This is a genomic window from Pseudomonas sp. EpS/L25 (genome assembly GCF_001512295.1).
GTDB lineage: Bacteria > Pseudomonadota > Gammaproteobacteria > Pseudomonadales > Pseudomonadaceae > Chryseomonas.
The window spans coordinates 161,122-186,225 of record NZ_LNUP01000011.1; the positions used below are offsets into that span (position 1 = coordinate 161,122).

Annotated in this window: 30 protein-coding genes; 16 read left to right on the plus strand and 14 right to left on the minus strand. The window is 66.6% G+C overall.

Annotated features, from left to right (window positions below; genetic code table 11):
• Positions 1-24: 24 nt before the first annotated feature.
• From dgcA to AR540_RS09810, 4 genes are all read right to left on the minus strand, one after another.
• The gene (dgcA, locus tag AR540_RS09795; protein WP_059228415.1) at positions 25-2,085 is read right to left on the minus strand and encodes a dimethylglycine demethylation protein DgcA; all 2,061 of its coding nucleotides are present in this window, start codon (positions 2,083-2,085) and stop codon (positions 25-27) included.
• A 91-nt stretch (positions 2,086-2,176) separates the two neighbouring features.
• Entirely contained in the window at positions 2,177-2,707 is a 531-nt protein-coding gene (locus tag AR540_RS09800) for a DUF5943 domain-containing protein (RefSeq protein ID WP_059228418.1), read from the minus strand.
• Between the two features lie 175 nt (positions 2,708-2,882).
• Complete coding sequence (locus AR540_RS09805; protein WP_059228419.1) at positions 2,883-3,860, minus strand: dipeptidase; 978 nt, start codon at positions 3,858-3,860, stop codon at positions 2,883-2,885.
• Between the two features lie 131 nt (positions 3,861-3,991).
• Positions 3,992-4,978 carry a GlxA family transcriptional regulator gene (locus AR540_RS09810; RefSeq protein WP_059228421.1) on the minus strand — a complete coding sequence of 329 codons (987 nt, stop codon included), beginning with the start codon at positions 4,976-4,978 and terminating at the stop codon, positions 3,992-3,994.
• Between the two features lie 155 nt (positions 4,979-5,133).
• On the opposite strand from AR540_RS09810, the gene choX reads away from it, so the two are divergent.
• The 7 genes from choX to AR540_RS09845 all read left to right on the plus strand — a co-directional run bounded on the left by choX (position 5,134) and on the right by AR540_RS09845 (position 11,147).
• Positions 5,134-6,069 (plus strand): choline ABC transporter substrate-binding protein, encoded by a 936-nt coding sequence (gene choX, locus AR540_RS09815; RefSeq protein ID WP_059228423.1) that lies wholly within the window; start codon positions 5,134-5,136, stop codon positions 6,067-6,069.
• 17 nt (positions 6,070-6,086) lie between these two features.
• Positions 6,087-6,974 (plus strand): 3-keto-5-aminohexanoate cleavage protein, encoded by an 888-nt coding sequence (locus AR540_RS09820; protein WP_059228425.1) that lies wholly within the window; start codon positions 6,087-6,089, stop codon positions 6,972-6,974.
• Positions 6,971-7,915 (plus strand): L-carnitine dehydrogenase, encoded by a 945-nt coding sequence (locus AR540_RS09825; protein WP_059228426.1) that lies wholly within the window; start codon positions 6,971-6,973, stop codon positions 7,913-7,915. Before AR540_RS09820 ends, AR540_RS09825 begins: the two co-directional genes overlap by 4 nt.
• 9 nt (positions 7,916-7,924) lie before the next feature.
• Positions 7,925-8,395, plus strand: a complete 471-nt coding sequence (locus tag AR540_RS09830) for a thioesterase family protein (protein WP_059228429.1) — start codon at positions 7,925-7,927, stop codon at positions 8,393-8,395.
• Between the two features lie 37 nt (positions 8,396-8,432).
• Entirely contained in the window at positions 8,433-9,587 is a 1,155-nt protein-coding gene (locus AR540_RS09835) for a gamma-butyrobetaine dioxygenase (protein WP_059228431.1), read from the plus strand.
• Positions 9,584-10,555 (plus strand): alpha/beta hydrolase, encoded by a 972-nt coding sequence (locus AR540_RS09840; RefSeq protein WP_236712041.1) that lies wholly within the window; start codon positions 9,584-9,586, stop codon positions 10,553-10,555. Before AR540_RS09835 ends, AR540_RS09840 begins: the two co-directional genes overlap by 4 nt.
• A gap of 343 nt (positions 10,556-10,898) precedes the next feature.
• Entirely contained in the window at positions 10,899-11,147 is a 249-nt protein-coding gene (locus AR540_RS09845) for a hypothetical protein (RefSeq protein WP_059228432.1), read from the plus strand.
• Here AR540_RS09845 and AR540_RS09850 read toward each other — a convergent pair.
• From AR540_RS09850 to AR540_RS09860, 3 genes are all read right to left on the minus strand, one after another.
• Positions 11,144-11,935, minus strand: coding sequence for a phosphatase PAP2 family protein (locus AR540_RS09850; protein WP_059228435.1), 792 nt, complete (start codon positions 11,933-11,935; stop codon positions 11,144-11,146). The two genes, AR540_RS09845 and AR540_RS09850, sit on opposite strands and share 4 nt — an antisense overlap.
• A 104-nt stretch (positions 11,936-12,039) precedes the next feature.
• Entirely contained in the window at positions 12,040-12,909 is an 870-nt protein-coding gene (locus tag AR540_RS09855) for an alpha/beta fold hydrolase (RefSeq protein WP_177339227.1), read from the minus strand.
• A gap of 10 nt (positions 12,910-12,919) precedes the next feature.
• Positions 12,920-14,005, minus strand: coding sequence for a tartrate dehydrogenase (locus AR540_RS09860; RefSeq protein WP_059228439.1), 1,086 nt, complete (start codon positions 14,003-14,005; stop codon positions 12,920-12,922).
• A gap of 105 nt (positions 14,006-14,110) precedes the next feature.
• Between AR540_RS09860 and AR540_RS09865 the strand changes: the two genes are divergently transcribed.
• The 3 genes from AR540_RS09865 to AR540_RS09875 all read left to right on the plus strand — a co-directional run bounded on the left by AR540_RS09865 (position 14,111) and on the right by AR540_RS09875 (position 16,730).
• Entirely contained in the window at positions 14,111-15,007 is an 897-nt protein-coding gene (locus AR540_RS09865) for a LysR family transcriptional regulator (RefSeq protein WP_059228441.1), read from the plus strand.
• 251 nt (positions 15,008-15,258) lie between these two features.
• A complete protein-coding gene (locus AR540_RS09870; protein ID WP_059228444.1) occupies positions 15,259-16,098 on the plus strand; it encodes an AraC family transcriptional regulator in 840 nt (279 codons plus the stop codon).
• Between the two features lie 47 nt (positions 16,099-16,145).
• Entirely contained in the window at positions 16,146-16,730 is a 585-nt protein-coding gene (locus AR540_RS09875; protein ID WP_059228446.1) for a LysE family translocator, read from the plus strand.
• On the opposite strand, the gene AR540_RS09880 is transcribed toward AR540_RS09875, so the two are convergent.
• From AR540_RS09880 to AR540_RS09890, 3 genes are all read right to left on the minus strand, one after another.
• Positions 16,727-17,062: a type II toxin-antitoxin system RelE/ParE family toxin gene (locus AR540_RS09880; protein ID WP_059228448.1), complete on the minus strand. Its 336-nt coding sequence runs from the start codon at positions 17,060-17,062 to the stop codon at positions 16,727-16,729. The genes AR540_RS09875 and AR540_RS09880 overlap by 4 nt on opposite strands.
• Positions 17,063-17,311 (minus strand): type II toxin-antitoxin system Phd/YefM family antitoxin, encoded by a 249-nt coding sequence (locus AR540_RS09885; RefSeq protein WP_059228449.1) that lies wholly within the window; start codon positions 17,309-17,311, stop codon positions 17,063-17,065.
• 135 nt (positions 17,312-17,446) lie between these two features.
• The gene (locus tag AR540_RS09890) at positions 17,447-18,355 is read right to left on the minus strand and encodes a LysR family transcriptional regulator (RefSeq protein ID WP_059228452.1); all 909 of its coding nucleotides are present in this window, start codon (positions 18,353-18,355) and stop codon (positions 17,447-17,449) included.
• Positions 18,356-18,465: 110 nt separating this feature from the next.
• Here AR540_RS09890 and AR540_RS09895 point away from each other — a divergent pair, with 110 nt between their 5' ends.
• Entirely contained in the window at positions 18,466-19,068 is a 603-nt protein-coding gene (locus tag AR540_RS09895; RefSeq protein ID WP_059228454.1) for an FMN-dependent NADH-azoreductase, read from the plus strand.
• 68 nt (positions 19,069-19,136) lie between these two features.
• Here the strand turns inward: AR540_RS09895 and AR540_RS09900 are convergent, their stop codons facing one another.
• Positions 19,137-20,117 (minus strand): aldo/keto reductase, encoded by a 981-nt coding sequence (locus AR540_RS09900; RefSeq protein WP_059228456.1) that lies wholly within the window; start codon positions 20,115-20,117, stop codon positions 19,137-19,139.
• Positions 20,118-20,235: 118 nt separating this feature from the next.
• On the opposite strand from AR540_RS09900, the gene AR540_RS09905 reads away from it, so the two are divergent.
• Both AR540_RS09905 and AR540_RS26200 read left to right on the plus strand, forming a co-directional pair.
• Entirely contained in the window at positions 20,236-20,664 is a 429-nt protein-coding gene (locus tag AR540_RS09905) for an OsmC family protein (protein ID WP_059228458.1), read from the plus strand.
• Positions 20,665-20,780: 116 nt separating this feature from the next.
• The gene (locus AR540_RS26200; protein ID WP_269085527.1) at positions 20,781-20,909 is read left to right on the plus strand and encodes a hypothetical protein; all 129 of its coding nucleotides are present in this window, start codon (positions 20,781-20,783) and stop codon (positions 20,907-20,909) included.
• Position 20,910: 1 nt separating this feature from the next.
• On the opposite strand, the gene AR540_RS09910 is transcribed toward AR540_RS26200, so the two are convergent.
• From AR540_RS09910 to AR540_RS09920, 3 genes are all read right to left on the minus strand, one after another.
• Complete coding sequence (locus AR540_RS09910) at positions 20,911-21,183, minus strand: cupin domain-containing protein (protein ID WP_059228461.1); 273 nt, start codon at positions 21,181-21,183, stop codon at positions 20,911-20,913.
• A 113-nt stretch (positions 21,184-21,296) separates the two neighbouring features.
• Entirely contained in the window at positions 21,297-21,581 is a 285-nt protein-coding gene (locus AR540_RS09915) for a hypothetical protein (RefSeq protein WP_236712042.1), read from the minus strand.
• A gap of 64 nt (positions 21,582-21,645) precedes the next feature.
• A complete protein-coding gene (locus AR540_RS09920; protein ID WP_059228463.1) occupies positions 21,646-22,062 on the minus strand; it encodes a MarR family winged helix-turn-helix transcriptional regulator in 417 nt (138 codons plus the stop codon).
• 54 nt (positions 22,063-22,116) lie between these two features.
• Between AR540_RS09920 and AR540_RS09925 the strand changes: the two genes are divergently transcribed.
• The 3 genes from AR540_RS09925 to AR540_RS24795 all read left to right on the plus strand — a co-directional run.
• A complete protein-coding gene (locus AR540_RS09925; RefSeq protein ID WP_059228465.1) occupies positions 22,117-22,911 on the plus strand; it encodes a siderophore-interacting protein in 795 nt (264 codons plus the stop codon).
• Positions 22,908-24,251: an MFS transporter gene (locus tag AR540_RS09930; protein WP_059228467.1), complete on the plus strand. Its 1,344-nt coding sequence runs from the start codon at positions 22,908-22,910 to the stop codon at positions 24,249-24,251. The genes AR540_RS09925 and AR540_RS09930 overlap by 4 nt, the downstream gene beginning before the upstream one ends.
• 126 nt (positions 24,252-24,377) lie before the next feature.
• A partial coding sequence (locus AR540_RS24795) for a PAAR domain-containing protein (protein ID WP_177339214.1) occupies positions 24,378-25,104 on the plus strand: 727 nt, incomplete at its 3' end.

Sequence of the window (25,104 nt, forward strand, 5' to 3'; positions counted from 1 at the left end):
ATGGCCGCGATCGGTCAAGCCGTCTTAGAAGTCCTTGCACAGGCGCAGGGCGTCGTAGATGGCGGCGTGGGTGTTGCGCTGGGCCACGCAGTCGCCGATCCGGTAGAGCAGGTAGCCGTTGCCCGTCTCGCCCAGCGCCGGCTGCGGCTCGATGGCGAACAGCGCCTCGATGTCCATCTGGCCCTTGTTGCGCGAGTCTTCCTTGAGGGCGTAGTAGAGGCCCTCGTCGGGACGCACACCGTTCTCGATGACGACCTGGTCGACCACGCGCTCTTCGCGGGCGCCGGTGTATTCGTTTTCCAGTACCGCGACCTTCTTGTCGCCCTCGGCGTAGACCTTTTCCAGCATCAGGTCGCCGGTCATGATCACTTCCTTGGGATACATGCTGCGGTAGTAGGTCGGGAAGGTGGTGCCGCCGATGGCGACGCCCGGCTTGATGTCGTCGGTGACGATCTCCACCTGGCAGCCCTTGTCGGCCAGGTAGTCGGCTACCGACATGCCGGTGAATTCGCAGATGGTGTCGTAGACCAGCACGTTCTTGCCCGGCTCGACCTTGCCCGAGAGGATGTCCCAGCTGCTGACGACCAGGCCGTCGGCGGCATGCCAGTGCTCCACCTGCTCGAGGAAGGGATGCCCGCCGTTGGCCAGGATGACGATGTCCGGCCGCAGGTCGAGGATGGTCGCCGGATCGGCGGCGGTGCCCAGGCGCAGGTCAATGCCCAGGCGCGCCAGCTCCAGCTGGTACCAGCGGGTGATACCGGCGATCTGGTCCCGTTGCGGGGCGCGGGCAGCCAGGGTGATCTGGCCGCCGAGTTGCTCCTGCTTCTCGAACAGGGTGACGTCATGGCCGCGCTCGGCCGAGACGCGCGCGGCCTCCATGCCGGCCGGGCCACCGCCGACGATGACCACCTTGCGCTTGGGCCCGGTGGACTTCTCGATGATGTGCGGCAGGCCCATGTATTCGCGGCTGGTAGCGGCGTTCTGGATGCACAGCACGTCCAGGCCCTGGTACTGGCGGTCGATGCAGTAGTTGGCACCGACGCACTGCCGGATCTGGTCGACCTGGCCCATCTTGATCTTGGTGATCAGGTGCGGGTCGGCGATGTGGGCGCGGGTCATGCCGACCATGTCGACGTAACCGCCCTCCAGGATGCGGGTGGCCTGGTTGGGATCCTTGATGTTCTGGGCGTGCAGCACCGGGACGTTGACCACTTCCTTGATGCCCGCGGCCAAGTGCAGGAAGGGCTCCGGCGGATAGGTCATGTTGGGGATGACGTTGGCCAGGGTGTTGTGGGTGTCGCAGCCCGAGCCGACCACGCCGATGAAGTCGAGCATACCGGTGTCGGCGTAGTACTTGGCGATCTGCTTCATGTCGTCGTGGGACAGGCCATCCGGGTGGAATTCGTCCCCGGTGATGCGCATGCCGACGCAGAAGTCGTCGCCGACCTCGGCGCGCACGGCCTTGAGCACTTCCATGCCGAATCTCATGCGGTTCTCGAAGCTGCCGCCCCATTCGTCGGTACGCTTGTTGACCCGCGGCGACCAGAACTGGTCGATCATGTGCTGGTGCACGGCGGACAACTCGACGCCGTCCAGGCCGCCGGCCTTGGCCCGGCGCGCGGCCTGGGCGAAGTTGCCGATCACCCGCCAGATCTCTTCCGGCTCGATGGTCTTGCAGGTGGCGCGGTGCACCGGCTCGCGGATGCCCGACGGCGACATCAGGGTCGGCCAATGGCCGCCATCCCAGCGCGAACGCCGGCCCATGTGGGTGATCTGGATCATGATCTTGGCGCCGTGCTTGTGCATGGCGTCGGCCAGATTCTGGAAGTGCGGAATGATGCGGTCGGTGGAGAGGTTGACCGAACTCCACCAGTGCTGGGGGCTGTCGATGGCGACCACCGAGGAACCCCCGCAGATAGCCAGGCCGATACCGCCCTTGGCCTTCTCTTCGTAATACTTGACGTAACGCTCGGTGGTCATGCCGCCGTCGGTGGCATAGACCTCGGCATGGGCCGTGGAGAGTACGCGGTTGCGGATGGTGAGCTTGCCGATCTGGATCGGCTGGAACATTGCTTCGAAGGCCATGACCTTCTCCTCGATCGGCTGGTGCGCGGTCTGGAGCCGCGCTCTTGCTCTAGGTGTCGCTAGGGTGGCGGCGCCACCTGACGAAATCGCGTTACAGCGGACGGGTCACGAACAGGCCGTCGTCGTGGCCTTCTTCGGAACCGCTGTATTCCTGCACGGTGACGGTGCGGATGGCACTGCCCTTGGCCGCCAGGATCTGGTCGATGGCACCGGAGAACCAGCCGGTGAACATGTAGTCCACCTTGCGATTGACCTTGCCGTAGACGTAGACGAAGGCCGAATGCTTGAGCTTGACCTCGGCATGGCCGGTGTCCAGGTCGAGCTTCTGGGTCTCGAACAGGCCCCAGCCACGTTGCGACAGGCGCTTCATGTAGTGCTCGAACACCGCGGCGCCCTGGATGCCATGGCACTCGGCCTCTTTCTCGCACCAGTGCCAGGCGGACTTGTAGCCGGCCTTGTAGAGGATCTCGGCGTACTTGTCGGCGCCCAGGACTTCTTCGATGCCCATGTGGTTGTTGACGAAGAAGTGCCGGGGTACGTACAGCATCGGCAGGGCGTCGGTGGTCCAGACGCCGGTTTCGTCGTCGACCTGGATGGGCATTTCGGGGGCGTGGCTGGCCATGTGTGGGGCTCCGATTCGCTAATACGTATATAAAAAGGGTGTGGGTGAAGGCCTGTGGAGCCCGGCTGACGAGGAGAACCGCAGCGCCAGTTGAGAGCAGTACCGAGGTACGGCGAACCTGGCGCGAGGACGCGACGCCGCTAGCGGGGTGCGCAGTAGGCTCCGGAGGTACTCACTATTCGCCCCAGACTTCGCCGAGGATGCGCATCCAGTTCTCGCCCATGACCTTGCGCACGGTGCGCTCGGGCATGCCGCGCTTGAGCAGGGTCTCGGTCAGGTTGGGGAATTCGCCCACGGTGCGGATGCCCAGCGGGTTGACGATCTTGCCGAAGCTGGTCAGGCGGCGAGCGTAGCCCTTGTCGTGGGTCAGCCACTCGAAGAAGTCATGGCCGTGGCCCTGGGTGAAGTCGGTACCGATGCCGATGGCGTCTTCGCCCACCAGGTTCATCACGTACTCGATGGCCTCGGCGTAGTCGTCGATGGTCGAATCGATGCCCTTGGCCAGGAAGGGCGCGAACATGGTCACGCCAACGAAGCCGCCGTGGTCGGCGATGAACTTGAGCTCCGCATCCGACTTGTTGCGCGGATGCTCTTTCAGGCCGGACGGCAGGCAGTGGGAGTAGCACACCGGCTTCTTCGACTCGAGGATGACTTCCTCGCTGGTCTTGGAGCCGACGTGGGACAGATCGCACATGATGCCGACGCGGTTCATCTCGGCGACGATCTCGCGCCCGAAGCCGGACAGGCCGCCGTCACGCTCGTAGCAGCCGGTGCCCACCAGGTTCTGGGTGTTGTAGCACAGCTGCACGATGCCGACGCCGAGCTGCTTGAAGATCTCGACGTAGCCGAGCTGGTCTTCGAAGGCATGGGCGTTCTGGAAGCCGAACAGGATACCGGTCTTGCCCTGGGCCTTGGCCTGGCGGATCTCGGCGGTGGTGCGTACCTGGACCACCAGGTCGCTGCACTCGCGGATCAGCTTCTGGCTCGCCGTGATGTTGTTGACCGTGGCCTGGAAGCCCTCCCATACCGAGACGGTGCAGTTGGCGGCGGTCAGGCCACCCTTGCGCATGTCTTCGAAGAGTTCGCGGTTCCACTTGGCGATGATCAGCCCGTCGATGACGATGCTGTCGGCGTGGAGTTCGGTGGCATTCATGACGGGCTCCGGCGAAAGTCTTGCGCCGGAACGAGTGCCGGCGATTCGAGGCCAGCATAGCCCCGGGGTTCCCGGCGACCGGATGCAAAAACGACAGGGGAATCCCCAGAAGCGTCAGCGGCTAGGTCGGCCTAGGGTGGCGGCAAGGCCGCGACCACCACGGCGGCCTCCGGCACCGATGACCGGTGCGGTCGATCCTCCCGCGGACTCAGGCCGAAGCGCTGCCGGTAGCAGCGGGAAAAGTAGGAGGCGGACTCGAAACCGCAGGCCAGGGCGACCTCCAGCACACTGGCGTCGCCCTGCTGCAGCAGCTGGCGGGCCCGATCCAGGCGCAGTTGCAGATAGAAGGTGGAGGGAGTCGTGTCCAGGTGGAGGCGGAACAGCCGTTCCAGCTGGCGGCGGGTCACCTGGATGCCAGCGGCCAGCTCCAAGGTGCCCAGGGGCGTCTCGGTGTGGCGCTCCATGCGCTCCACCACCCGGATCAGCTTGCGGTTGGCGATGCCATAGCGGTGCGCTACCTGCAGCCGCTGGTGCTCGCGCGGCGGGCGGATGCGCCCCAGCACGAACTGCTCGGAGACCTGCACCGCCAATTCGCTGCCATGGCTGCAGCCGATCAGCTCCAACAGCAGGTCGAGGCTGGCGGTGCCGCCAGCGCAGGTGATGCGCCCGCGGTCGATCTCGAACAACTCGCCGGTCACCGCCAGGTGCGGCCAGGCCTCGCGGAAGGCCGCCACCGCCTCCCAATGCAGGGTGACACGGTAGCCGTCCAACAGGCCGGCCCTGGCCAGGATCAGGGCGCCGGTATCGATGCCGCCCAGGGGATGCCCCTGGCGGGCGACCTGGCGCAGCCAGCTGGCGAGGCCGTCGTCGTAGTGGGCCAGGGGTTCGAAGCCGGCCACCACGAACAGGGTAGTGCCCGGCGCCAGGGATTCCAGGCCGCCGTCGACGTTGACCGACATGCCGTTGCTGGCGGTCACCGCCGCGCCATCGCGCCCGAGGATGCGCCAGGCGTAGCTGCCCGGCCGAAAGCGATTGGCCACCCGCAGGGGTTCCAGGGTGGCGATGAAGCCCAGGGCGGAAAAACCGGGCAGCAGGAGAAAGGCAAAGGACTGCGGCATGGGTGGGGCGTCCTCGGTAACGGTTTGCTCTGGCAAGCAAGAAGGTCGCCAGGGTGCAAATTCCGGTCGTCGGACTGCGCATGGATGATCAGCGAGACGCCTAGGGTAGAAGGCACCGGCAGTCATCCTCGGCCAGCCACCACCAGGAGTTCGCCATGCCCTTCAAGACGCTCAGTTCCACCCTCCTCGCCTGCGGCCTGCTGGCCGCCACCCTGGGCAGCAGCGCTCGCGCCGCCGATCCCGACAGTTGTCAGACCGTGCGCCTGGGTCTCGTCGGCTGGACCGATGTGGTCGCCACCAGTGCCCTGGCCGAGGTCATGCTCGAAAGCCTCGGCTATGGGGTCAAGCCGACCACCGCCTCCCAGCAGATCATCATGGCGGGCATGGGCAACAAGGACCTGGACGTCTTCCTCGGCTACTGGCAGCCGACCATGCAGCCGGTGGTGCAGCCCTTCGTCGACAAGGGCCAGGTCAAGGTGCTGGCCCCGCCGTTGCTGGCCGATGCCCAGTCCACCTATGCGGTGCCCGAGTACGTCTACGAAGGCGGCTTGAAGACCTTCGCCGACATCGCCCGCTTCAAGGACAAGCTCGGCGGCAAGATCTACGGCATCGAGCCGGGCAGCGGCGCCAACCGCGCCACCGCCGAGATGATCAAGACCAACCGCTTCGGCCTCAAGGACTTCCAGCTGGTGGAGTCCAGCGAGGCGGGCATGCTCAGCGCCGTGCGCCGAGCCGAGAAGCGCCAGGAGTGGATCGTCTTCTTCGGCTGGAAGCCGCACCCGATGAACCTGCAGATCAAGATGCGCTACCTCACCGGCAGCGAGGACATCTTCGGGCCCGACGAAGGCAAGGCCACGGTGTCGGTGGTGACCGCCGCGGACTACCCGCAGCGCTGCCCCAATGTCCAGCGCCTGCTCGGCAATCTGCACCTCGATAGCGCCGAGGTCAGCTCCGTGATGGCGCCCATCCTGGAGCGCACCGCGCCCAAGGACGCCGCCCGTGCCTGGCTCAAGGATAACCCGCAACGCCTCGATGCCTTCCTGCAGGGCGTCACCACCCGCGACGGCCAGCCCGCCGCCGTCAAGCTCTGATCGCCAAGGACAGACCCATGAATACCGATGTCATCATTACCTGCGCCCTTACCGGTGCCGGTGATACCGTAGGCCGCAATCCCCATGTCCCCGTTACCCCGGCGCAGATCGCCGAGGCCGCCCTGGAAGCCGCCCGCGCCGGCGCCACCGTGGTGCACGCCCACGTGCGTGACCCGGCCACCGGCAAGCCGAGTCGCGACGTGGCCCTCTACCGCGAAGTGGTCGAGCGCATCCGCGAGGCGGATGTGGACATCATCGTCAACCTGACCGCCGGCATGGGGGGTGACCTGGAGATAGGGCCGGGCGAGACGCCCACCGAATTCGGTGCTGGTTCGGACCTGGTCGGTCCCCTCACCCGCCTGCTGCATATCGAGGAACTGCGCCCGGACATCTGTACCCTGGACTGCGGCACCCTCAACTTCGGCGACGGCGACTTCATCTATGTCTCCACCCCCGCGCAGTTGCGTGCCGGGGCCAAGCGCATCACCGAGCTGGGCGTGAAGGCCGAGCTGGAGATCTTCGATACCGGCCACCTCTGGTTCGCCAAGCAGTTGCTCAAGGAAGGCCTGCTGGAGGACCCGCTGTTCCAGATCTGCCTGGGCATTCCCTGGGGTGCGCCCGCCGACACCACGACCATGAAGGCCATGGTCGACAACCTGCCGCCGGGCGCCTGCTGGGCCGGCTTCGGCATCGGCCGGATGCAGATGCCCATGGCCGCCCAGGCCATGCTGCTGGGCGGTAACGTCCGGGTTGGCCTGGAGGACAATCTCTGGCTGGACCGCGGCGTCCACGCCACCAACGGCAGCCTGGTGGAGCGGGTCATCCAGATCATCGAGCGACTGGGCGGGCGAGCCCTCAGCCCCGCCGAAGGGCGTCAGAAGATGAAGCTAGGAGGTGCCCGATGAGCGCCGTCTTCGCCGCCCTCGGCACGGGTGTGATCGGTGCCGGCTGGATCGCCCGGGCCCTGGCCCGGGGCCTGGACGTCCGTGCCTGGGACCCGGCGCCCGGCGCCGAGGCCGCCCTGCGCACCCGCCTGGCCAATGCCTGGCCGGCGCTGGAAGCCCAGGGCCTGGCGCCGGGCGCCAGCCTGGAACGCCTGAGTTTCCATACTGACTTGGAAGCGGCGGTGGCCGATGCCGACGTCATTCAGGAAAGCGCGCCCGAGCGCCTGGATCTCAAGCGCGACCTGCACGCCCGGGTCAGCCGGGCGGCGCGGGCCGACGCCCTGATCTGCTCCAGTACCTCGGGTCTGCTGCCCAGCGACTTCTATGCCGATGCCCAGCATCCCGAGCGCTGCCTGGTGGGCCATCCGTTCAATCCGGTCTATCTGCTGCCGCTGGTGGAGGTGGTCGGCGGGGCCCAGACCTCGGCAGCCAATCTGGCCCGCGCCGAGGCCTTCTATCGCGAGCTGGGCATGCGGCCGCTGCGAGTACGCAAGGAGGTACCCGGCTTCATCGCCGATCGCCTGCTGGAAGCCCTGTGGCGCGAGGCCCTGCACCTGGTCAACGATGGCGTCGCCACCACCGGCGAGATCGACGATGCCATCCGCTACGGCGCCGGCCTGCGCTGGTCGTTCATGGGCACCTTCCTCACCTACACCCTGGCCGGCGGCCCGTCGGGCATGCGCCACTTCATGCAGCAATTCGGCCCGGCGCTGAAGCTGCCCTGGACCTATCTGGAAGCCCCGGAGCTGACCGATGGCCTGATCGACGCCGTGGTCGAGGGTACCCAGGCGCAACAAGGCGATCTGGAGCTGGCCGCCCTGGAACGCTATCGCGACGACTGCCTGCTGGCGGTGCAGGCGGCCATCGCCGACTGCAAGGCGCGCCACGGCATCCGGGACTAGGAGGACAGCATGCTCATCCATAGCACCACCGTCGCCCCCGAGTGGGTCGACTACAACGGCCATCTGCGCGATGCCTATTACCTGCTGATCTTCAGCCACGCCACCGACGCCCTGATGGACGCCATGGGCCTGGACGCCGCCGGCCGCGCCGCCAGTGGGCACTCGCTGTTCACCCTCGAGTGCCACCTCAATTTCCTCCACGAGGTGAAGGTGGATACCCGGCTGGAGGTGTGGGCGAGGTTGCTGGCCCTGGATGCCAAGCGCCTGCAGCTGCATTTCGGGCTGTATCGCGAAGGCGATACCGAGCTGCTGGCGGCCTCGGAGCAGTTGCTGCTGCATGTCGACCTGGCCGGTCCTAAGTCCGCGCCCTTCGCCCCCGCGGTGTACGACTGGCTGGCGACCCAGCTGGCGGCGCAGCAGGGCGAGCCCTGGCCGGAGCATGTCGGGCGGGTCATTGGCCTGCCGCCCGCGAGAAAATGACGAGCAATCCTTAAGGATCGAGCGGAGTCACCCTGACATGAGCGCCATCGCCGACTTCAGTACCTACAAGGTCATCAGCCCAATACGCAGTGCCCTAGGCGATGACACCCATGTCACCGTTCACTGGATGGATGGCCGGACCAGTCCCTACCATCTGCTCTGGCTCAGAGACAATTGCCCCTGCCCGCATTGCGTCTATCCTGTTACCCGGGAGCAGATCGTCGAGATCGTGGATATCCCCGAAGACCTTCAGGCCTCCCGGGTAACCCTCAAGGACGACGGTAACCTGGAGATCTTCTGGCAGGATGGACATGCCAGTACGTACGACGCGGGTTGGTTACGCGCCCATGCCTATGACGAAGCCTCCTTGGCTGAACGGGAAAGGCTGAAGCCGAGGAAAAAGCTCTGGGACAGCAGCCTGGCTGTCCCGTCCTTCCATTACGCCGAGATAATGACCGACGAGGCGGCGCTACTGGCCTGGTTGCTCGACGTCAGAGACACCGGCCTGTCGTTGCTTCACGGCGTGCCTGTGGCAACCGGCGCTCTTGCGTCGGTGGCGCAACGGATTTCGTTCATCCGCGAAACCAACTTCGGCACCCTGTTCGACGTCCAGTCCAAAGTCGATGCCGACAGCAACGCCTATACCGCCTTCAACCTGCCGCTACACACCGATCTGCCTACCCGTGAGCTGCAGCCAGGACTGCAATTCCTGCATTGCCTGGTCAACGAGGCAACCGGGGGAAGCAGCACCTTCGTCGACGGTTTCCAACTGGCTGAAGTCCTGAAGGAAGAGGATCCGCAGTCCTTCGAGCTACTCACCTCGATCCCCATCGAATTCCGCAATCGGGGGAAGTCTTCGGATTATCGCTACCAGGCTCCCATCATTGTCCTGGACGAAAACCACGAGGTGACGGAAATTCGCATGGCGAATTTCTTGCGCGGCCCCTTCAGCACCGCCCCTGACACCATGCCGCGCCTCTACCGCGCCTACCGTTGCTTCATCGCCCTGACCCGGGATGAGCGCTTCCGCTATCGACACCGACTTGAAGCGGGCCAGCTGTGGTGTTTCGACAATAGACGCGCCCTGCATGCCCGGGATGAATTCGACCCCACCAGCGGCGCCCGCCACTTCCAGGGATGCTATGTCGACAGAGATGAACTGCACTCCAGGATTCGCGTGCTGCAACGATGAACCGACCTCATTCCGCGACCACCGCCGCAGCCGCTGCCACAGCGATGAGCCAGCCGCCGCTGTCGGCGGACATGGCCGCCTTCGTCGCGGCCAGCCAGGCCTTCGCCACGAACGATCCGGCTATCGGCGCCCAGCGCCAGGCCTATGCCCGGCTCTGCGCCGCCCTGGCACCGGCTGACTATCAAGGCCTGGCGGTCGACGATCACCGCGTCGGCGACGTGCCGTTGCGGCTGGTGGCGCCACGAGAGCCCGCCGCTAACCGCCCCGCCCTGCTCTATCTGCACGGCGGTGGCTGGATGCTCGGCGACCTGGATTCCCATGGCTTTCTCGCCGCCCGTCTGGCGCGACGGCTGGGACTGGCGGTGTTGCTGGTGGACTATCGGCTGGCGCCTGAGCATCCCTATCCCGCCGCCTTGGAGGACGCCCTCCGGGCCTGGAATTGGCTGGGCGACGAAGCCTCTCGGCTGGGGCTGGACGAGACCCGGCTGGCGGTAGCCGGTGACAGCGCTGGCGGCAACCTGGCCGCGGCCCTGTGCCTGGCGCTGCGCACCCTGGGTCGCCAGCAACCGCGCCTGCAGGCGCTGATCTATCCGGCGCTGACGGATCGGCTGCTGCCCAGCGAACGCCATCAGGCCCAGGCGCCGCTGTTGAGCGCGGCCGACTGGCGTGCCTGCCTGGAGAGCTACCTGCCGGCACGGCTCGATCGCGCCGAGCCGCTGGCCCTGCCGCTGCAGGCTAGCGACTATGCTGGACTGGCTCCGGCCTTCATCGCCGTGGCCGGCCGCGATCCCCTGCGCGATCATGGCCATGCCTATGCCCGCGCCCTGTGCGCGGCAGGTACGCCCTGTCGGATCTGGGAAGGCGCCGGCCTGCTGCATGGCGCCCTGCGAGCGCCGGGTACGCGCGCCGAGGCCTTGCGCCGGGCACTGGAATCCAGCCTCGCTCGGGCCCTGGTCCGTTCAGCTTGATGGCGCAGCCTCCAGGCCGTCGCTGAGGCAAAAAAAAACCTCAACCGCTGGAGACGGAAGAGGTTCAAACGCCCTGATGGGCCTCAGTGTGTAACTGGAGATTGCTCGCCTCTGGAGGCGAACGACCTGAAAAATCCGAGGAATGGCGCCATTCTACCGCTGATCTCGGTAATTGCCCCTGCGGCAGATTGTCCGAGCCGATTTTCGTAATAAAACTACATCGCCTGATCTGGGTACGGCCTCCTATCCAAAAACGACATCGGGCTGCGTGCCGACGCCAGCCTGGCTTGTCGTCGACGGCGCCAATGCGAGAATCCGACCAAAGACACGAGAGGGCAGAGCCATGATGATCGCCGACTTGATCGACCAGGATGACTTCCGCGACCGCCTGCGCGCGCTGGGCTTCAACGTCACCCCTGAAGCCTCGGCGGACGACGCCTGTCGCCAGGCGCTGACCGCCCTCACCCAGGAGCGCGCCGTCGCCCTGCGCCAGTTGATCCAAGAGCTGCTTTCCGGCAGCGCAGCGCTGCTGCCGGCCGTGCGCCAGGCCATCGACCAGCAATTGCTGCCGGCCTTGGTCGCCGCGCGTTAACGCCGTAGCAAACTCAAACGGCCGACCACTGGCAGCCGTCCCAACCAGCACAGCGGCGGCGTCAGCAGGCGCTCACCCTGGCGGGCGAGCCAGGCAGCCAGCGGCGTATGCAGGCCCAGGCTGATGACGCCCAGGGCCAGGGCCACGCCGCCGATGTAGTCATCCGATCCCCAGTGGGCACCGGCCACCAGGCGCGGCAGCATGAACAGCACGGCCAGCGCGGCCACTACCAGGCGGCGCCCGCCGCGGGTGAAATGCGCCATGAACAGCGCCCAAAGCAGCAGCACCGAGGCATGGTCGCCGGGAAAGCTGGCGCCGGATCTGTCCTTCAACTCCCAGCCGTGCTCCAGCCCGGGAAAGCGGTCGCTGAGCAGATAGGCGCCGGAGAGCACATCGGACGGACTGGCATGTTGCAGGCCGTGGGCCTCGATGGCCTTGGTCAGCAACGTCCGCACGATCAGCAGAACCACCAGCAGACCGACGAAGGCCGCCAGCGCGGGGCGCACCTGCTGGGCTGGATAGGCCCAGCCACCGCGCACCAGGAGTGCCAGAAGGATCATACCGACCAGGGCATCCACCGGTCTCAGGCTGAAGAAGGTCCAGAGATAGAGCCAGGCGGTGGACTGCGCCAGCGGCGTATTGAGGGCGTGGAACAGGCCGGCGTCGAACGCCAGCAACTGACTACGAACGACAGGAATGAGCCAGAGCAGCAGCAGGCCAAAGGCCAGGCCCTGGCACAGCGCCAGGCGGCGCCATTGCCAGGCGGAAGTGAAGAGTGGAGCGTTCATCGGGTCCTCGTTTCACGAAAATTTCACGAATAGACCCGCTCGATCTCAATAACGTCACACTTTGTTACAGCCAGATGACGCAACAGACCTTTGCGGCTGCTGATTCAACCGAAGAATGCCAGGGCTTCGTCCGCAACCAGCTCCGGCAACTCCTCTGCCAGATAATGACCGCCCGGCAGCGCGCGACCGCTGACCTGGGTAGCCACCTGACGCCATTCGTCCAGCGGATCGAAACAGCGCCCCACGGTGCCTTCCGCGCCCCAGAGTATTCGCAGCGGCAATTCCAGCCGGCGGCCGGCGTCCAGATCGGCCTGGTCGTGCTCCAGGTCGATCCCGGCGCTGGCCCGATAGTCCTCGCAGATGCCGCGGGCGGTCCCGGGCAGGCTCAGGCAGCGCAGGTATTCGGCCAGCACCTCCGGCGGAAAGGGCGCCAGACCCGCGCTGCGCGTACCCATCACGCCCTTGAGATAGCCTTCCGGATCGCCCTCGATCAACCGCTCCGGCAGCGGCGCCGGACGGATCAGGAAGAACCAGTGCCAGTAGGCGCGGGCGAAGGCCTCGTCGGTCTGCCGATACATGGCCAGGGTCGGGGCGATGTCCAGCAGCAGCAGCCGCTCCACCGCCTCCGGATGATCCAGCGCCAGCCGATGGGCGACCCGGGCGCCGCGGTCGTGGGCCAGCACGGCGAAGCGCTCGTGGCCGAGCAGGCGCATCAGCGCGACGTTGTCCCGCGCCAGGGTGCGCTTGCTGTAGGCCTCCGCTCCCGCTTCCGGCTTGGCGCTATCGCCATAGCCGCGCAGGTCGGCGGCTACCAGGGTGAAGCGCTCGGCCAGCCGCGGCGCCACCCGGTGCCACATGACATGGGTCTGGGGATGGCCATGGAGCAAGAGCAACGCCGGCCCGCTGCCGCCAACGCGGCAATTCAACTCGACGCCGTCAACGCTCAGGCGGTGCTGGGCGAACCCCGGAAACAGGCCGTCCATCTCAGGCCAGGACCGCGGCGATGGCCCGACCCAGACTCTCGGTGGTGCCCTGGCCGCCGAGGTCGCGGGTCAGGGGCGCCTGGTCGGGCCCCTGGCGCAGCACGGCCTCGATGGCCGCCACCACGGCAGCGCCGGCCTCGGCATGGCCGAGGTGCTCCAGCATCATGGCGCCGCACCAGATCTGGCCGATGGGATTGGCGATGCCCCGGCCGGCGATGTCCGGCGCCGAACCGTGCACCGGCTCGAACAGGCTGGGGAAGGTGCGCTCCGGATTGATGTTGGCCGAGGGCGCGATGCCGATGGTGCCGGTGCAGGCCGGGCCCAGGTCGGAAAGGATGTCGCCGAACAGATTGCTGGCCACCACCACATCGAACCAGTCCGGGTGCAGGACGAAGTTGGCGGTGAGGATGTCGATGTGGAACTTGTCCAGCGCCACGTCCGGATAGGCCTTGCCCATCTCTTCCACGCGCCTGTCCCACCAGGGCATGGTGATGGCGATGCCGTTGGACTTGGTGGCCGAGGTCAGCTTCTTGCGCGGCCGCTGCTGGGCCAGGTCGAAGGCGAACTTGAGGATGCGGTCGGTACCGTGACGGGTCATCACCGTTTCCTGGATCACCACCTCGCGTTCGGTGCCCTCGAACATGATGCCGCCGACGCTGGAATACTCGCCCTCGGTGTTCTCGCGCACCACATAGAAGTCGATGTCGCCCGGCTGACGATTGGCCAGGGGCGCCTTGACCCCAGGCATCAGCCGGCAGGGCCGCAGGTTGACGTACTGGTCGAAGCGGCGGCGGAATTGCAGCAGCGAACCCCAGAGCGAGATATGGTCGGGCACCACGTCCGGCCAGCCGACGGCGCCGAAGTAGAGGGCATCGTAGCCCTTGAGCGTCTCGAACCAGTCATCCGGCAGCATCTTGCCGTGGGCCTGGTAGTACTCGGCGCTGGCGAAGTCGAAGTGGTCCCACTGCAAATCGATGCCGAATCGGCGGGCGGCGGCGTCCAGCACGCGGATGCCTTCGGGCATGACTTCCTTGCCGATGCCGTCACCGGCGATGACCGCGATCTTGTGGGGCTTGGACGTTTGCATGGGCCTTCTCCGGCAATCTGGGTGGAATGGACCCAGTGTAGTCCTGCGTCGGAGGCGTACAATCCCGCTCTAGAGAAAGCCATTCTTAACCTGGGATCAAGAATCTTGTCCGTCGATGAGCTTGCCTTCTTCGTCCGCCTGGCTGGCCACCCCAGCCTGACCGCCGCCGCCCGGGAACTGGGCCTGTCGCTGGCGGCGGTGAGCAAGAGACTCACCGCCCTGGAGCGCCGGCTGGGCGTGCAGCTGATCCGCCGCACCACGCGACGCCTGGACCTGACCCCGGAAGGCCTGCGCTATCTGGAAGGCGCCCGTCCGCTGCTGACCCAGCTGGAAGACCTGGAAGCCGCGGTCGGTCGGCCCGATGCGCCCCTGAGTGGAACGCTCAATCTCAACGCCACCTTTGGCTTCGGTCGCCGCCACCTGGCACCGCTGCTGTCGGACTTCGCCCGCCGTCACCCCGGGCTGGAGCTCAACCTGCACCTCTCCAGCCATCCGGTGAATCTGCTGGACGGCCCCTTCGACCTGGACATCCGCGTCGGCGAGCCGCCGGATGCCCGGGTCATCGCCCATCGCCTGCTGGACAACCGCCGCCTGCTCTGTGCCGCGCCGGCCTACCTGGCTAAGGCTGGCATCCCGGAAAGCGTGGCCGACCTGGCGCGGCACAATTGCCTGGTGTTGCGCCAGGACGCAGGGGATTACGCCGTCTGGCGCTTCACCAGGGATGGCCAGCACTTTGCGCAGAAGGTGCGTGGCAGCCTGAGCAGCAACGACGGCGAGGTGGTGGTGCGCCTGGCGCTGGACGGCCATGGCCTGATCCTGAGATCGGAATGGGATGTCGCCGAGTTGATCGCCAGTGGCGCCCTGGTACAGGTGCTGGCCGATCACCAGGCGCCAGCGGCGGCCATCTACGCGGTCTATCGCCAGCAGCGCCACGTGCCACGGCGGATCTCCGAACTGATCCGCCATCTGGCGCGGGAGCTGCCCGCACGGCTGGGACGCTAGTGTGGTGTTTCAGAGGTTCGCGCGAGAATTGGCAGGTGATTTTTGACTCGGGCTAGGCGCCGCGACGAGTCATAGCAGGGCTATGGCGAGGAGTGGCAACGCCGCTCAAGCCGAAAAAGCGCCGCCAAAAAAAGCGCCGCCAAAATTGTGCAGTTAACTTCTGAAACACCACACTAGGTTGCACGAATCTTCCAGACCGCCGCGGGATCTCACCCTAGACTGGATAGCCCGCAGAGCCCCCTCTTCTCGCCATGGCCGACGATCACTGGATCCAGCTGCAGCAGGACGCCGAGACCGGCATCGAGACCCTGCGCGCCCATTTCGAGGGCCATGCCTATGACCCGCACTGGCACGACGCCTATCTGGTCGGCTACACCGAGCAGGGCCTGCAGCAATTCCACTGCCGGGGCCAGCGCCACCTGAGCACTCCGGGGCAGGTATTCCTGCTGGAGCCCGGCGAGCTGCACGACGGCCAGGCGCCGGAGGCCGAGGGCTTCACCTACTCCATGCTCTATCTCGATCCCCAGTGGCTGGCGCGCGAGCTGCAGGGCTTGCACGGCGACGCCCTGCCCCTCGGCGAACCCGGCTTCGCCCGAACCCTGGTGGAGCAGGCCGAGCTGCATCGCGCCGTGGCCTGGGCCCACGAGGTCCTGAGCCGCCCGGAACTGCGCATCGTCCGCCAGAGTGCCCTGGACGCCCTGCTGCTGCGCCTCCTGCCGCAACTGCAATGGCGGGCGCCCCAGGCCGGCGATCCACGGCTACCCCAGGTGGCCCTGCGCGCGCGGGACTTCCTGCATGCCCATCTCCAGGAGGACCTCGGTCTGGAAGAGCTGGCCCAGGCTTGCGGGGTGGACCGATTCCGCCTGACCCGTGCCTTCAAGGCGGCCTTTGGCCTGGCACCCCATGCCTATCTGGTGCAGCTGCGGCTGTCGCGCGCGCGCCGCCTGCTGGCCGACGGCCTGTCGCCGGCAGAGACCGCCGCCGCCCTGGGCTTCGCCGACCAGAGCCATCTCGGGCGCTGGTTCCGCCGCGCCTATGGCCTGACCCCGGCCGCATACCGCGCCCGCTGCTCGAATCTTCCAGACCGCTAGCGGCAAGGTTGCCACCCTGGAGGTCCAGTCCTTCCAGGAGTCTCCCCATGTCCCTGCTGCCCTTCCTGCTGTTCGCCCTGGTGGCCTCCATCACCCCCGGACCGACCAATGTGCTCATCCTCGGCCACAGCGCCCGCCATGGCGCCCGTGCCAGCCTGCCCCTGGTACTGGGCGGCAGCCTGGGCGCGGTGGCCCTGGTGCTGCTGGTGGGCTTCGGTCTCGGCCAGACCCTGGCGCGACATCCCGACTGGCAGCGCGGCCTGGCCTGGGCCGGGGTGCTCTGGCTCAGCTGGCTGGCCTGGCAATTGGCCCGCGCCGGAGCGCCCGCGGTGACGGATGACAGCGCCCGCCTGGGCTTTGGGGGTACCGCCGGGCTGCAGGTGCTCAATCCCAAGAGCTGGAGCATGGCGCTGGCGGTGGTGACCGTCTATGCCGAACCCGGTGCCGATCTCTGGCAACAGGTGCTGGTGCTGGCCCTGGTGTTCCTGCTGGTGTCCGTACCCTGCCTGGCCCTTTGGGCGCTGCTCGGCCGAGTCGCGGCGCACAGCCTGAAATCGACCCGCGCCTGGCGCGGCTTCAACCTGGGGATGGCGGCGTTGCTGCTGGCCTCGGCCTGGGCGACGGTGGTCTAGCGCAACAGGCAGTAGCGGATCAGCGCCTTTTCCACGCTCTGCTTCTGTCTGAGCACGAGCAGTACCACTACCGCCCGCTCTGCAGTCTTGATCTCGTAAAAGACCCGGAAGCCGTCATGGTTGAATTCGCGGTAATGCAGGACGCCTAATTCACTGGCCTGGCGGCTGATGGGAAAAGCCGGGGGCGCTGCTGGCAGCTGGCTCTCGATAGCGTCGATCAGCCCGGTGATCCTGGCGAGCGCATTCTGCCGGCTGCTGTGATCGGCCAGATGATGAACCTGATCCTCGATGCTCAGCGCAGCGCATTCGGTAAAACGCAGAGCTAGGCTCATTCAATCTCCAGAGAAACGCCCGGCCAAGCGATCTTTGATCTGCGCAGCGGTTTGATGCTGCCCCTCGTCATCCTCTCGCGAGCTCATGGCCAGCAGCTTGACCAAGGCAATGGCCTCGTCGCGACGCTTGCGCTCTTCATAGGACTCGATGACATAGGCCGGTACCCCGTTCTGGGTCACGATCATGGGCTCATCGAGATCGAGACTGGCCGCGTGGCGCTTCAAGTAGCTGATGGTTTCGGTTTTCATCGGATGTCCTCCTGGGCCGAATGCCTGGGTGTCCCTTCTAGGGAAGACACAGGCGTCATTGCATGGCTGTCAGCTTACCGGGACGCACCGCGAAAACCAAATACAGACTAAATAAAGACCAAGCAGGCCTATCGATCACACCGGCATCCCGCCCTGATCGCGAAAGCTCTCCTCCAGGTGCTCCAGCCAGGCGCGTACCGCCGGCAATTGGCCGCGTCTGTGGGCATAGGCGGCCTGCAGATGGCCGCCGGGCAGCGACCAGTCCGGCAGCAGGCGCTGCAGGCGACCCTCGGCCAGTTCGGACTCGCAATAGAGCAGCGGCAGCATCGTGTAGCCGAGACCCGCCAGGGCGGCGGTCTTGCGTACGCTGAAGTCGTCGATGCCCAGCCGGGCTTCCAGTACCAGTTCGCGGCGCTGGCCGTCGGGACCGACCATGCGCAGGTGCACCCGGCGATCCAGCTCCAGGGCGCCGAGCAGCGGGACGCCCAGCAGGGCTTCCGGCGCATCCAGCTGGCGACCGACGAGAAAGGCGGGTGCGGCCACCAGCACCCCGGAGGCCTGGCGCAAGCGGCGCACGATCAGCCCCGGTTCCACGTCGTCGACGTCTCTTACCCGCAGGGCCACGTCGAGGCCCTCGTTGACCACGTCCACCCGCCGATTGACCAGCACCATCTCCAGCTGAACCTGGGGATAGCGCTGCAGGAAGCGAGTGACGACGTCGGGTAGGTAATCCTGGGCCAGGGCCACCGGGCAGGACACGCGCAGCGGTCCTCGGGGTTCGCTGGACAGGCTGGCCGCCGTTTCGGCGGCGCTCTCCGCCTCGCGCAGCAGCGCCTGACAGTGCACCAGATAGCGCTCGCCGAGGGTGGTGAGGGTGAGGGTACGGGTGGTGCGCTGCAGCAGGCGGGCGCCCAGGCGCGTCTCCAGCTCGGCGATGCGCCGCGACAGCCGTGACTTGGGAATGCCCAGCAGGCGCCCGGCAGCAGCGAAACCACCGGCTTCCACCACCTTGGCGAAGTAGGCGAGATCATTGAGGTCTTGCATGGCGAATTGTCCTGCCTATGGGACGATGCATCGCATTCTAGGGTACTAATCGATCATTCGGCTTATCTGTAGCCTGAACTCATCTTCTCGACCTCCACAGGACAGGCGCCATGAACCTACTGCACATCGACTCCAGCATCCTCGGCGATCATTCCGCTTCCCGCGCCCTGGGCGCCAAGGTGGTCACGGCCCTGAAAGCGGCCAATCCGGCCCTGGATGTCACCTATCACGATCTGGCCCATGACGCCCTCGGTCACTTCTCCGGTGCCAGCCTTGCCGCTGGCGCCACGCCCGCCGAACAGCGCACCGCCGAACAACGCGCCGAGACCGAGCGCAATGCCCGCGCCCTGCAGGAATTCCTCGCGGCCGACGTGCTGGTGCTGGGCGCGCCCATGTACAACTTCACCATCCCGACCCAGCTCAAGGCCTGGATCGACCGCATTACCGTGGCCGGTACCACCTTCCGCTACACCGAAAGCGGCCCGGAAGGCCTCTGCGCGGGCAAGAAGGCGATCATCGTCTCCACCGCCGGCGGCATCCATGCCGGCAAACCCACCGGCATCGCCCACGAGGACTACCTGAAGCTGCTGCTGGGCTTCCTCGGCATCACCGACATCCAGATCGTCCGCGCCGAAGGCCTGGCCTATGGCGATGACGCCAAGGGTGCCGCCCTGGCCAGCGCCGAGCGGCAGATCGCCGAGCAGTACGCTTAGGTTCGGGCACCCTCACCCCCGGCCCCTCTCCCAGAGGGAGAGGGTTGGGGTGAGGGCAAGGCCATACCTCAGCTGAACCCCACCACCGGATGCGGCACATAGGGCGCTTCCAGGGCAGCGATCTCTTCTTCGCTCAACCGTAGCGCCAAGGCCGCCACCGCATCCTCCAGATGCTGCGGCTTGGACGCCCCCACGATGGGCGCATCGATTCCCGGTTTCTGCAGCAGCCAGGCCAGGGCTACCTGGGCACGGGGTACGCCACGGTCGGCGGCGATGCGGGCCACCGCCTCGACGATCTGGCGATCCGACTCCTCGCTCGCCCGGTAGAGCGTCTTGCCGTAGGCATCGCTCTCGGTGCGCGCCGTGCTGGCATCCCAGTCGCGGGTCAGGCGTCCACGGGCCAGGGGACTCCAGGGAATCACCCCGATACCGGCATCGCGACACAGCGGCAGCATCTCCCGCTCCTCTTCGCGAGCGAGCAGATTCACGTGGTTCTGCATGGTGGCGAATCTGGTCCAGCCATGGCGTTCGGCGGTGTGCAGCGCCTTGGCGAATTGCCAGGCGTACATGCTGCTGGCACCGAGGTGCAGCGCCTTGCCGGCCTTGACCACGTCGTGCAGGGCTTCCAGGGTCTCCTCGATGGGCGTCTGGTAGTCCCAGCGATGGATCTGGTAGAGGTCGACATAGTCGGTGCCCAGCCGCCGCAGGCTGGCGTCGATGGCCGCGAAGATGGCCTTGCGCGACAGGCCGCCGACGTTGGGCTGGTCCCGCAGCGGGAAATACACCTTGGTCGCCAGCACGATCTCCTCCCGCACGGCATTGGCCTTGAGAAAGCCACCGACGATCTCTTCGCTGGTGCCATCGGAATAGCTGTTGGCGGTATCGAAGAAGTTGATGCCCAGGTCCAGCGCCTTCTTCAGTAGCGGCTGGCTCTGGTCTTCCGGCAGGGTCCAGGGATGATTGCCGCGCTCGGGCACGCCATAGGTCATGCAGCCGAGGCAGAGGGGCGAGATCTTCAGACCGGTGCGGCCTAGATTGCGGTAGTCCATGAGGGCCTCCAGGAGTGGTCGAAAGGGGTTGACCACGCCGTTCCCGGATCGACTGCAACGAACTTACCGACTGCCGCCAGGTTCTAGATGGATTCGTACCTACAACCGGAGACGCTCCATGAAGAAATATGCTTCCGCGGTCTGGCAAGGCGGTCTGAAGGATGGCAAGGGCCATATCACTACCGAGAGCGGTGCGCTCAAGGACAACGCCTATGGCTTCAACACCCGTTTCGAAGGCACGCCGGGTACCAACCCCGAAGAGCTGATCGGCGCGGCCCATGCCGGTTGCTTCTCCATGGCCTTCTCCATGCTGCTGGGCCAGCAGGGTCTCACCCCCGAACGCATCGAGACCAAGGCCGACGTCACCCTGGACAAGGTCGGCGAAGGTTTCGAGATCACCACCATCGATCTGACCATGAAAGCCAAGATTCCAGGCGCTACCCAGGAACAGTTCACCACCATCGCCAACCAGGCGAAGGAAGGCTGCCCGGTGTCCAAGGTGCTCAAGGGCGCCAAGATCAACCTGCACGCCACCCTCGAAGGCTGACCGCCCAGCGCGCTTGCCGGTGCCACTCGGGCACCGGCAACACCGCGTCATAAAGGCCGTCCGCAAGGGACGGGGTGAATCGTTAGACTCCTTGGCTCACGCTCAAGGAGTCCTCGATGAACGATTCCATCTTCATGGCACTTTTCTCGCTTCTTTCCTTGCTGCTGCTCGGCGGCGGTATCTACGGCTGCGTGATCCTCAATCGCCAGCGCCGCGATATCGAAAAGAACGACAGCGACGGTTGACTCAGGCCGAACGTCGTCCCGCCAGGTAGCGTACGCCCTCGGGCCCGAAGCCTTCCGTGTGTGGCTCATGGGCGCCGAGGTGGAAGATGTCGCCAGCCTGGTAAAGCTGCTCACCCTCCGCAGTACGCAGCCACAACTCGCCATCGATGACCAGCGCCCTGGCTTCGAAGGGATGGCTGTGGACATCCAGGCGGTCATGGGGCTCGCGCTCCACCAGCACCGGTGGCTGGAAGCCGTCGTGGGCGAGCTGGGCGAGAAAGGTGGCTTTGTCCATGGCAGGTCCTGCATGAGGCGAAGGGTAGGCGCAACCCTACGGCTGGACGGGCCTGGCGACCAGTCAAACGCCTCTATGGCGGTCCCTGGCCGGCTCTATGAGGCCCGCACCGATCAGTCACCGACGCGATTGGACCGGCGGCTTATCGTGCGGGAAACCAAGGTTCCACGTGGAGCATCAGGATTGGAGCTTGCGTTCCACCTCGGCAGTTCCTCCGCCTCCTGCTCCTTGGTCTTGATGTCGGTCGGGGTGATCACCTTGTCGATACCATCGGTCGGCGTCGATTCCGGCTGCTGGATGTCCTTCTTCACCACGTCCACAGGGCGGCCCGCTTCATCGCGTGCGGGTTCGTTGGGTGGCGTCTTGCCCAGATGGGCATCGGAACGCTGATTGCTCATGGAACATCTCCTCGCTGGATTCTCAACTTCGAACCCGGCGACGGCCACGGAGTTCTCCCACCACTCAGGATGGCCGTCGAACCCGCTCGAGGTAGGCCAACAGCTGCGCCTGCTCGGCTGCGTCCAGCGGGGCAAAGACGGCTTCCAGCGCCCGACGCCGGGGCACCTGGGCCTGGTCCAGGGCCTGATGGCCCTGCTCGGTGAGATGCACCAGCAGGGCGCGGCGATCCTGGGGATGCGGCTCGCGACGAACCAGGCCATCGCGCTCCAGGGCGTCGAAGGCGTCGGTCAGGGTGCGCGGCGCATGGCGCAGCTCCTCGGCGACCTCGCCGGGACGGCAGGGGCCTCGTTGCTCAAGCACCTTCAGCACCTTGTAGCGGGCGAAGGAGAGACCGGATGCCTTGAGGGTCTCATCCAGTTGTTGACGCATCTGCCGTTTCAGGTCCATCAGAGCTTCGGCAATGGCGGCGGCGGTTGACATGAGCAATGCTTCCCTCGAATATAGTGAGGAACCTCAATGAATGGTACCTCCACAATGGCGACATCTTTTCACAGCCACGCGGGCGATGCCAGTGCCCGTCACCTTTTCCAACGTGTGCGCTTCGAACTCAAGCGGCGCTGGGCGACCGTGGTCCGCCGGGAAGAGCTGGGCGGCGACCTGCTGCGCCTGACCTTCGGTGGCCCTGACCTGGCCGACTTCCAAAGCGCGGCCTTCGACGAGCACGTGAAGCTGTTCGTCCCCGCCGACGCCACCCCGATCCGCACCGCCAGCCCCGAGCAACTGGTCGGCCGGCACTACACGCCCCGTCATTACGATGCCGCACGGGGCGAACTGGCCATCGACTTCTATCTGCACGAGGCGGGGGTGCTGACCTCCTGGGCGCGCCAGGCGCAGCCCGGTGCCGAGCTGGTCATCGGTGGGCCCAAGGGCGCCCTGGTGCCGCCGGAGGATTTCGACTGGTATCTGCTGGCCGGTGACGAAACCGCCCTGCCCGCCATCGCCCGCCGCCTCGAACAGCTGGCGGCCGGGGCGCGGGTGCTGGTGATCGCCGAGGTAGCCCGCGCAGGCCTGGAGATCGCCCTGCCCACGGCCGCTGACGCCGAGATCCGCTGGGTCTATCGCGACCTCCTGCCCGCTGCCCTGGTGCAGACCCTGGAAGCCCTGGAGCTGCCCACCGGCGAGGGCTATGCCTGGATCGCCGGAGAAGCCAGCCAGGCCCGGGCCGCGCGCCAGGCCCTGCTGGCCAAGGGCTTGCCGAAAGACTGGGTCAAGGCCGCCGGCTACTGGAAGCTGGGCGAGAGCGACCAGCACGTGAAGGTCGAGGATTGAGCACCAGCGCCGTCGCCGACGGCCTGCCCCGGCCACGCCGCTATCGGGCGGTCGCCGCCCTGCTGCTCGCCATCAGCATGACGGTGCTGGACAGCGGCATCGCCAACCTGGCCCTGCCCAGCATCGCCGAAGCCCTCGATGTCTCGGCAGCCGCCGCGGTGTGGATAGTCAGTGCCTACCAGCTGAGCCTCGTCGCCCTGCTGTTTCCCCTGGCCGCGGTAGCCGAACGCCAGGGACTACGGCCGGTATTCGCCGCCGGGGTCGGCATCTTCGGGGTGGCCTCCCTGGGCTGCGCCCTGGCGCCGGGCCTCGGCAGCCTGGTGGCCGCCCGCGCGCTCCAGGGTGTGGGCGCCGCCGCCATCATGTGCGTCAGCGCCGGCATCGTGCGGCTGTCCTATCCCCGTGCGCGCCTGGGGCGTGGCATCGCCATCAATGCCCTCTGCGTGGCCCTGGGGTCGGCCGCCGCTCCCAGCCTGGGCGCCGCCATCCTGGCCGTGGGCGGCTGGCCCTGGCTGTTCGCGGTCAATGTTCCGGTCGCCCTGCTGATCGCGGCGCTGGTGCGCAATCTGCCCGACAGCCCGCGCGCGCAACGTCGCCTCGATCCCCTCAGCGTGCTGCTCAACGCCCTGCTGTTCTGCGCGGGCATCGGTGGACTCGAACGCCTGGGCGCTGCGCCACTGCAAGGGCTGGCCCTGCTCCTGCTCGCCAGTGCCAGCCTGGTGCTGCTGGTGCGCCGTGAACGTGGATTACCGGCGCCGCTGCTGCCGGTCGACCTGCTGGGGCTGCCGGTGATGCGCCATGCCGTGCTGGCCTCGGTCTGCTCCTTCGCCGCGCAGATGCTCTGCTTCCTCGCCCTGCCCTTCTACCTGCAGCACCAGCTGGGGTTGGTGCCCCTGCAGATCGCCTTGCTGATGCTGAGCTGGCCGCTCACGGTGGCGGTGTCCGCGCAGGTGGCGGGGCGCCTCGCCGATCGCTATCCGCCGCAGCGCCTGTGCATGCTGGGCGGCCTGGGCATCGCCCTGGGCCTGGCGGCCGCCGCCGGCATGCCGCTGGCGCACTCCACCGCCCTGCTGATTCCCTGCCTGGTGATCGGTGGTATCGGCTTCGGTTTCTTCCAGGTGCCCAACAACAGGATCATGCTGACCGCCGCCCCGGCAGGACGCAACGGCGCCACCGGCGGCGTCCAGGCCACCGCCCGCCAGACCGGCATGGCCCTGGGCGCCGCGGCCCTGGCGCTGCTGCTGCATCTGGATGGCAGCCTGGCGCCACGGCTGGGATTGGCCCTGGCGGCGGCCCTGGGGCTGGTCGCCGCCTGGTCCAACTGGCGGGCGCCGCGTTAGGACTGGGGTAGCTCGCCGTGGGCTCAAGGCCGTGAAGGACTGCACAGCACGGGCGTGAAAACCTTGCCCTAGAGCCTTTCCTACGGCACTTTTCGGACCCTGCAGTTACCGATAGGGAGATCGGTCATGTCTGGAACGCCTGCCGCACGTCTCGGCGACGCCATCGCCTGTCCCAAATGCGGGACCACCGCCCTGGTCCAGGGCTCGCCCAACGTCTTCTTCGACGGCCTGCCCGCCGCCACCCTCGGCCACGCCTGTGGCTGTGGTGCGACGGTGAGTGCCGCCGTCATCCCCAACGTCTTCATCAACGGCCAGCCTGCTGCCGTACTCGGCAGCGTCACCAGTCATGGCGGTGTGGTCATCGGCGGCTCGGGCACCGTCGTCATCGGTACCCAGGGCGATGGAGCGAGCACTGGCAGTGTGGCCAGTGGCGCCTGCGCGTCGAGCGGAGAGTCTGCGCGCCTGGTGCCGGGACAGGCCGCACCTCTGGGGCTGCGCGGTCGGGAGCGGCCGGGGCCGGGCGCTTTTTCCGATCACCCGCTGAGCGCCCCGTTAGACCAAGAAAAACCCGCCCGCGAGTCTGAACGCCCCGTGGAGCAGCGCATCACCCTGCGCATCGGCGTCTTCTTCGATGGCACCGGCAACAACCTCTTCAACGCCGCCACGGGTGCAACCTGCCGAGCGGAAGCTCAGGGTTTTCGGCAGGACCAGGCCGAGAGCATCGCACTGCACTGCGAAAAATTCATGCTGAAGGACGACAGCAGTTACGCCAATGCGGAGACGAATATCGCGCGGTTGTATCGGCTCTACCGGGACGATACCCAGCGCGCCATCGAGCAGGACGAAAACGCCG

Excerpts from the sequence above, each read along its gene's own strand:
- dgcA (WP_059228415.1), bottom strand. The coding sequence starts at position 2,085 with ATGGCCTTCGAAGCAATGTTCCAGCCGATCCAGATCGGCAAGCTCACC.
- AR540_RS09920 (WP_059228463.1), bottom strand. The coding sequence starts at position 22,062 with ATGTCAACCGCCGCCGCCATTGCCGAAGCTCTGATGGACCTGAAACGG.
- AR540_RS09805 (WP_059228419.1), bottom strand. The coding sequence starts at position 3,860 with ATGAATGCCACCGAACTCCACGCCGACAGCATCGTCATCGACGGGCTG.
- AR540_RS09910 (WP_059228461.1), bottom strand. The coding sequence starts at position 21,183 with ATGGACAAAGCCACCTTTCTCGCCCAGCTCGCCCACGACGGCTTCCAG.
- AR540_RS09870 (WP_059228444.1), top strand. The coding sequence starts at position 15,259 with ATGGCCGACGATCACTGGATCCAGCTGCAGCAGGACGCCGAGACCGGC.
- AR540_RS09915 (WP_236712042.1), bottom strand. The coding sequence starts at position 21,581 with ATGAGCAATCAGCGTTCCGATGCCCATCTGGGCAAGACGCCACCCAAC.
- AR540_RS09905 (WP_059228458.1), top strand. The coding sequence starts at position 20,236 with ATGAAGAAATATGCTTCCGCGGTCTGGCAAGGCGGTCTGAAGGATGGC.
- AR540_RS09860 (WP_059228439.1), bottom strand. The coding sequence starts at position 14,005 with ATGCAAACGTCCAAGCCCCACAAGATCGCGGTCATCGCCGGTGACGGC.
- choX (WP_059228423.1), top strand. The coding sequence starts at position 5,134 with ATGCCCTTCAAGACGCTCAGTTCCACCCTCCTCGCCTGCGGCCTGCTG.
- AR540_RS09880 (WP_059228448.1), bottom strand. The coding sequence starts at position 17,062 with ATGAGCCTAGCTCTGCGTTTTACCGAATGCGCTGCGCTGAGCATCGAG.
- AR540_RS09825 (WP_059228426.1), top strand. The coding sequence starts at position 6,971 with ATGAGCGCCGTCTTCGCCGCCCTCGGCACGGGTGTGATCGGTGCCGGC.
- AR540_RS09875 (WP_059228446.1), top strand. The coding sequence starts at position 16,146 with ATGTCCCTGCTGCCCTTCCTGCTGTTCGCCCTGGTGGCCTCCATCACC.
- AR540_RS09895 (WP_059228454.1), top strand. The coding sequence starts at position 18,466 with ATGAACCTACTGCACATCGACTCCAGCATCCTCGGCGATCATTCCGCT.
- AR540_RS09820 (WP_059228425.1), top strand. The coding sequence starts at position 6,087 with ATGAATACCGATGTCATCATTACCTGCGCCCTTACCGGTGCCGGTGAT.
- AR540_RS09885 (WP_059228449.1), bottom strand. The coding sequence starts at position 17,311 with ATGAAAACCGAAACCATCAGCTACTTGAAGCGCCACGCGGCCAGTCTC.
- AR540_RS09835 (WP_059228431.1), top strand. The coding sequence starts at position 8,433 with ATGAGCGCCATCGCCGACTTCAGTACCTACAAGGTCATCAGCCCAATA.
- AR540_RS09830 (WP_059228429.1), top strand. The coding sequence starts at position 7,925 with ATGCTCATCCATAGCACCACCGTCGCCCCCGAGTGGGTCGACTACAAC.
- AR540_RS09890 (WP_059228452.1), bottom strand. The coding sequence starts at position 18,355 with ATGCAAGACCTCAATGATCTCGCCTACTTCGCCAAGGTGGTGGAAGCC.
- AR540_RS09845 (WP_059228432.1), top strand. The coding sequence starts at position 10,899 with ATGATGATCGCCGACTTGATCGACCAGGATGACTTCCGCGACCGCCTG.
- AR540_RS09850 (WP_059228435.1), bottom strand. The coding sequence starts at position 11,935 with ATGAACGCTCCACTCTTCACTTCCGCCTGGCAATGGCGCCGCCTGGCG.
- AR540_RS09800 (WP_059228418.1), bottom strand. The coding sequence starts at position 2,707 with ATGGCCAGCCACGCCCCCGAAATGCCCATCCAGGTCGACGACGAAACC.
- AR540_RS09840 (WP_236712041.1), top strand. The coding sequence starts at position 9,584 with ATGAACCGACCTCATTCCGCGACCACCGCCGCAGCCGCTGCCACAGCG.
- AR540_RS09810 (WP_059228421.1), bottom strand. The coding sequence starts at position 4,978 with ATGCCGCAGTCCTTTGCCTTTCTCCTGCTGCCCGGTTTTTCCGCCCTG.
- AR540_RS26200 (WP_269085527.1), top strand. The coding sequence starts at position 20,781 with ATGAACGATTCCATCTTCATGGCACTTTTCTCGCTTCTTTCCTTGCTG.
- AR540_RS09900 (WP_059228456.1), bottom strand. The coding sequence starts at position 20,117 with ATGGACTACCGCAATCTAGGCCGCACCGGTCTGAAGATCTCGCCCCTC.
- AR540_RS09925 (WP_059228465.1), top strand. The coding sequence starts at position 22,117 with ATGGCGACATCTTTTCACAGCCACGCGGGCGATGCCAGTGCCCGTCAC.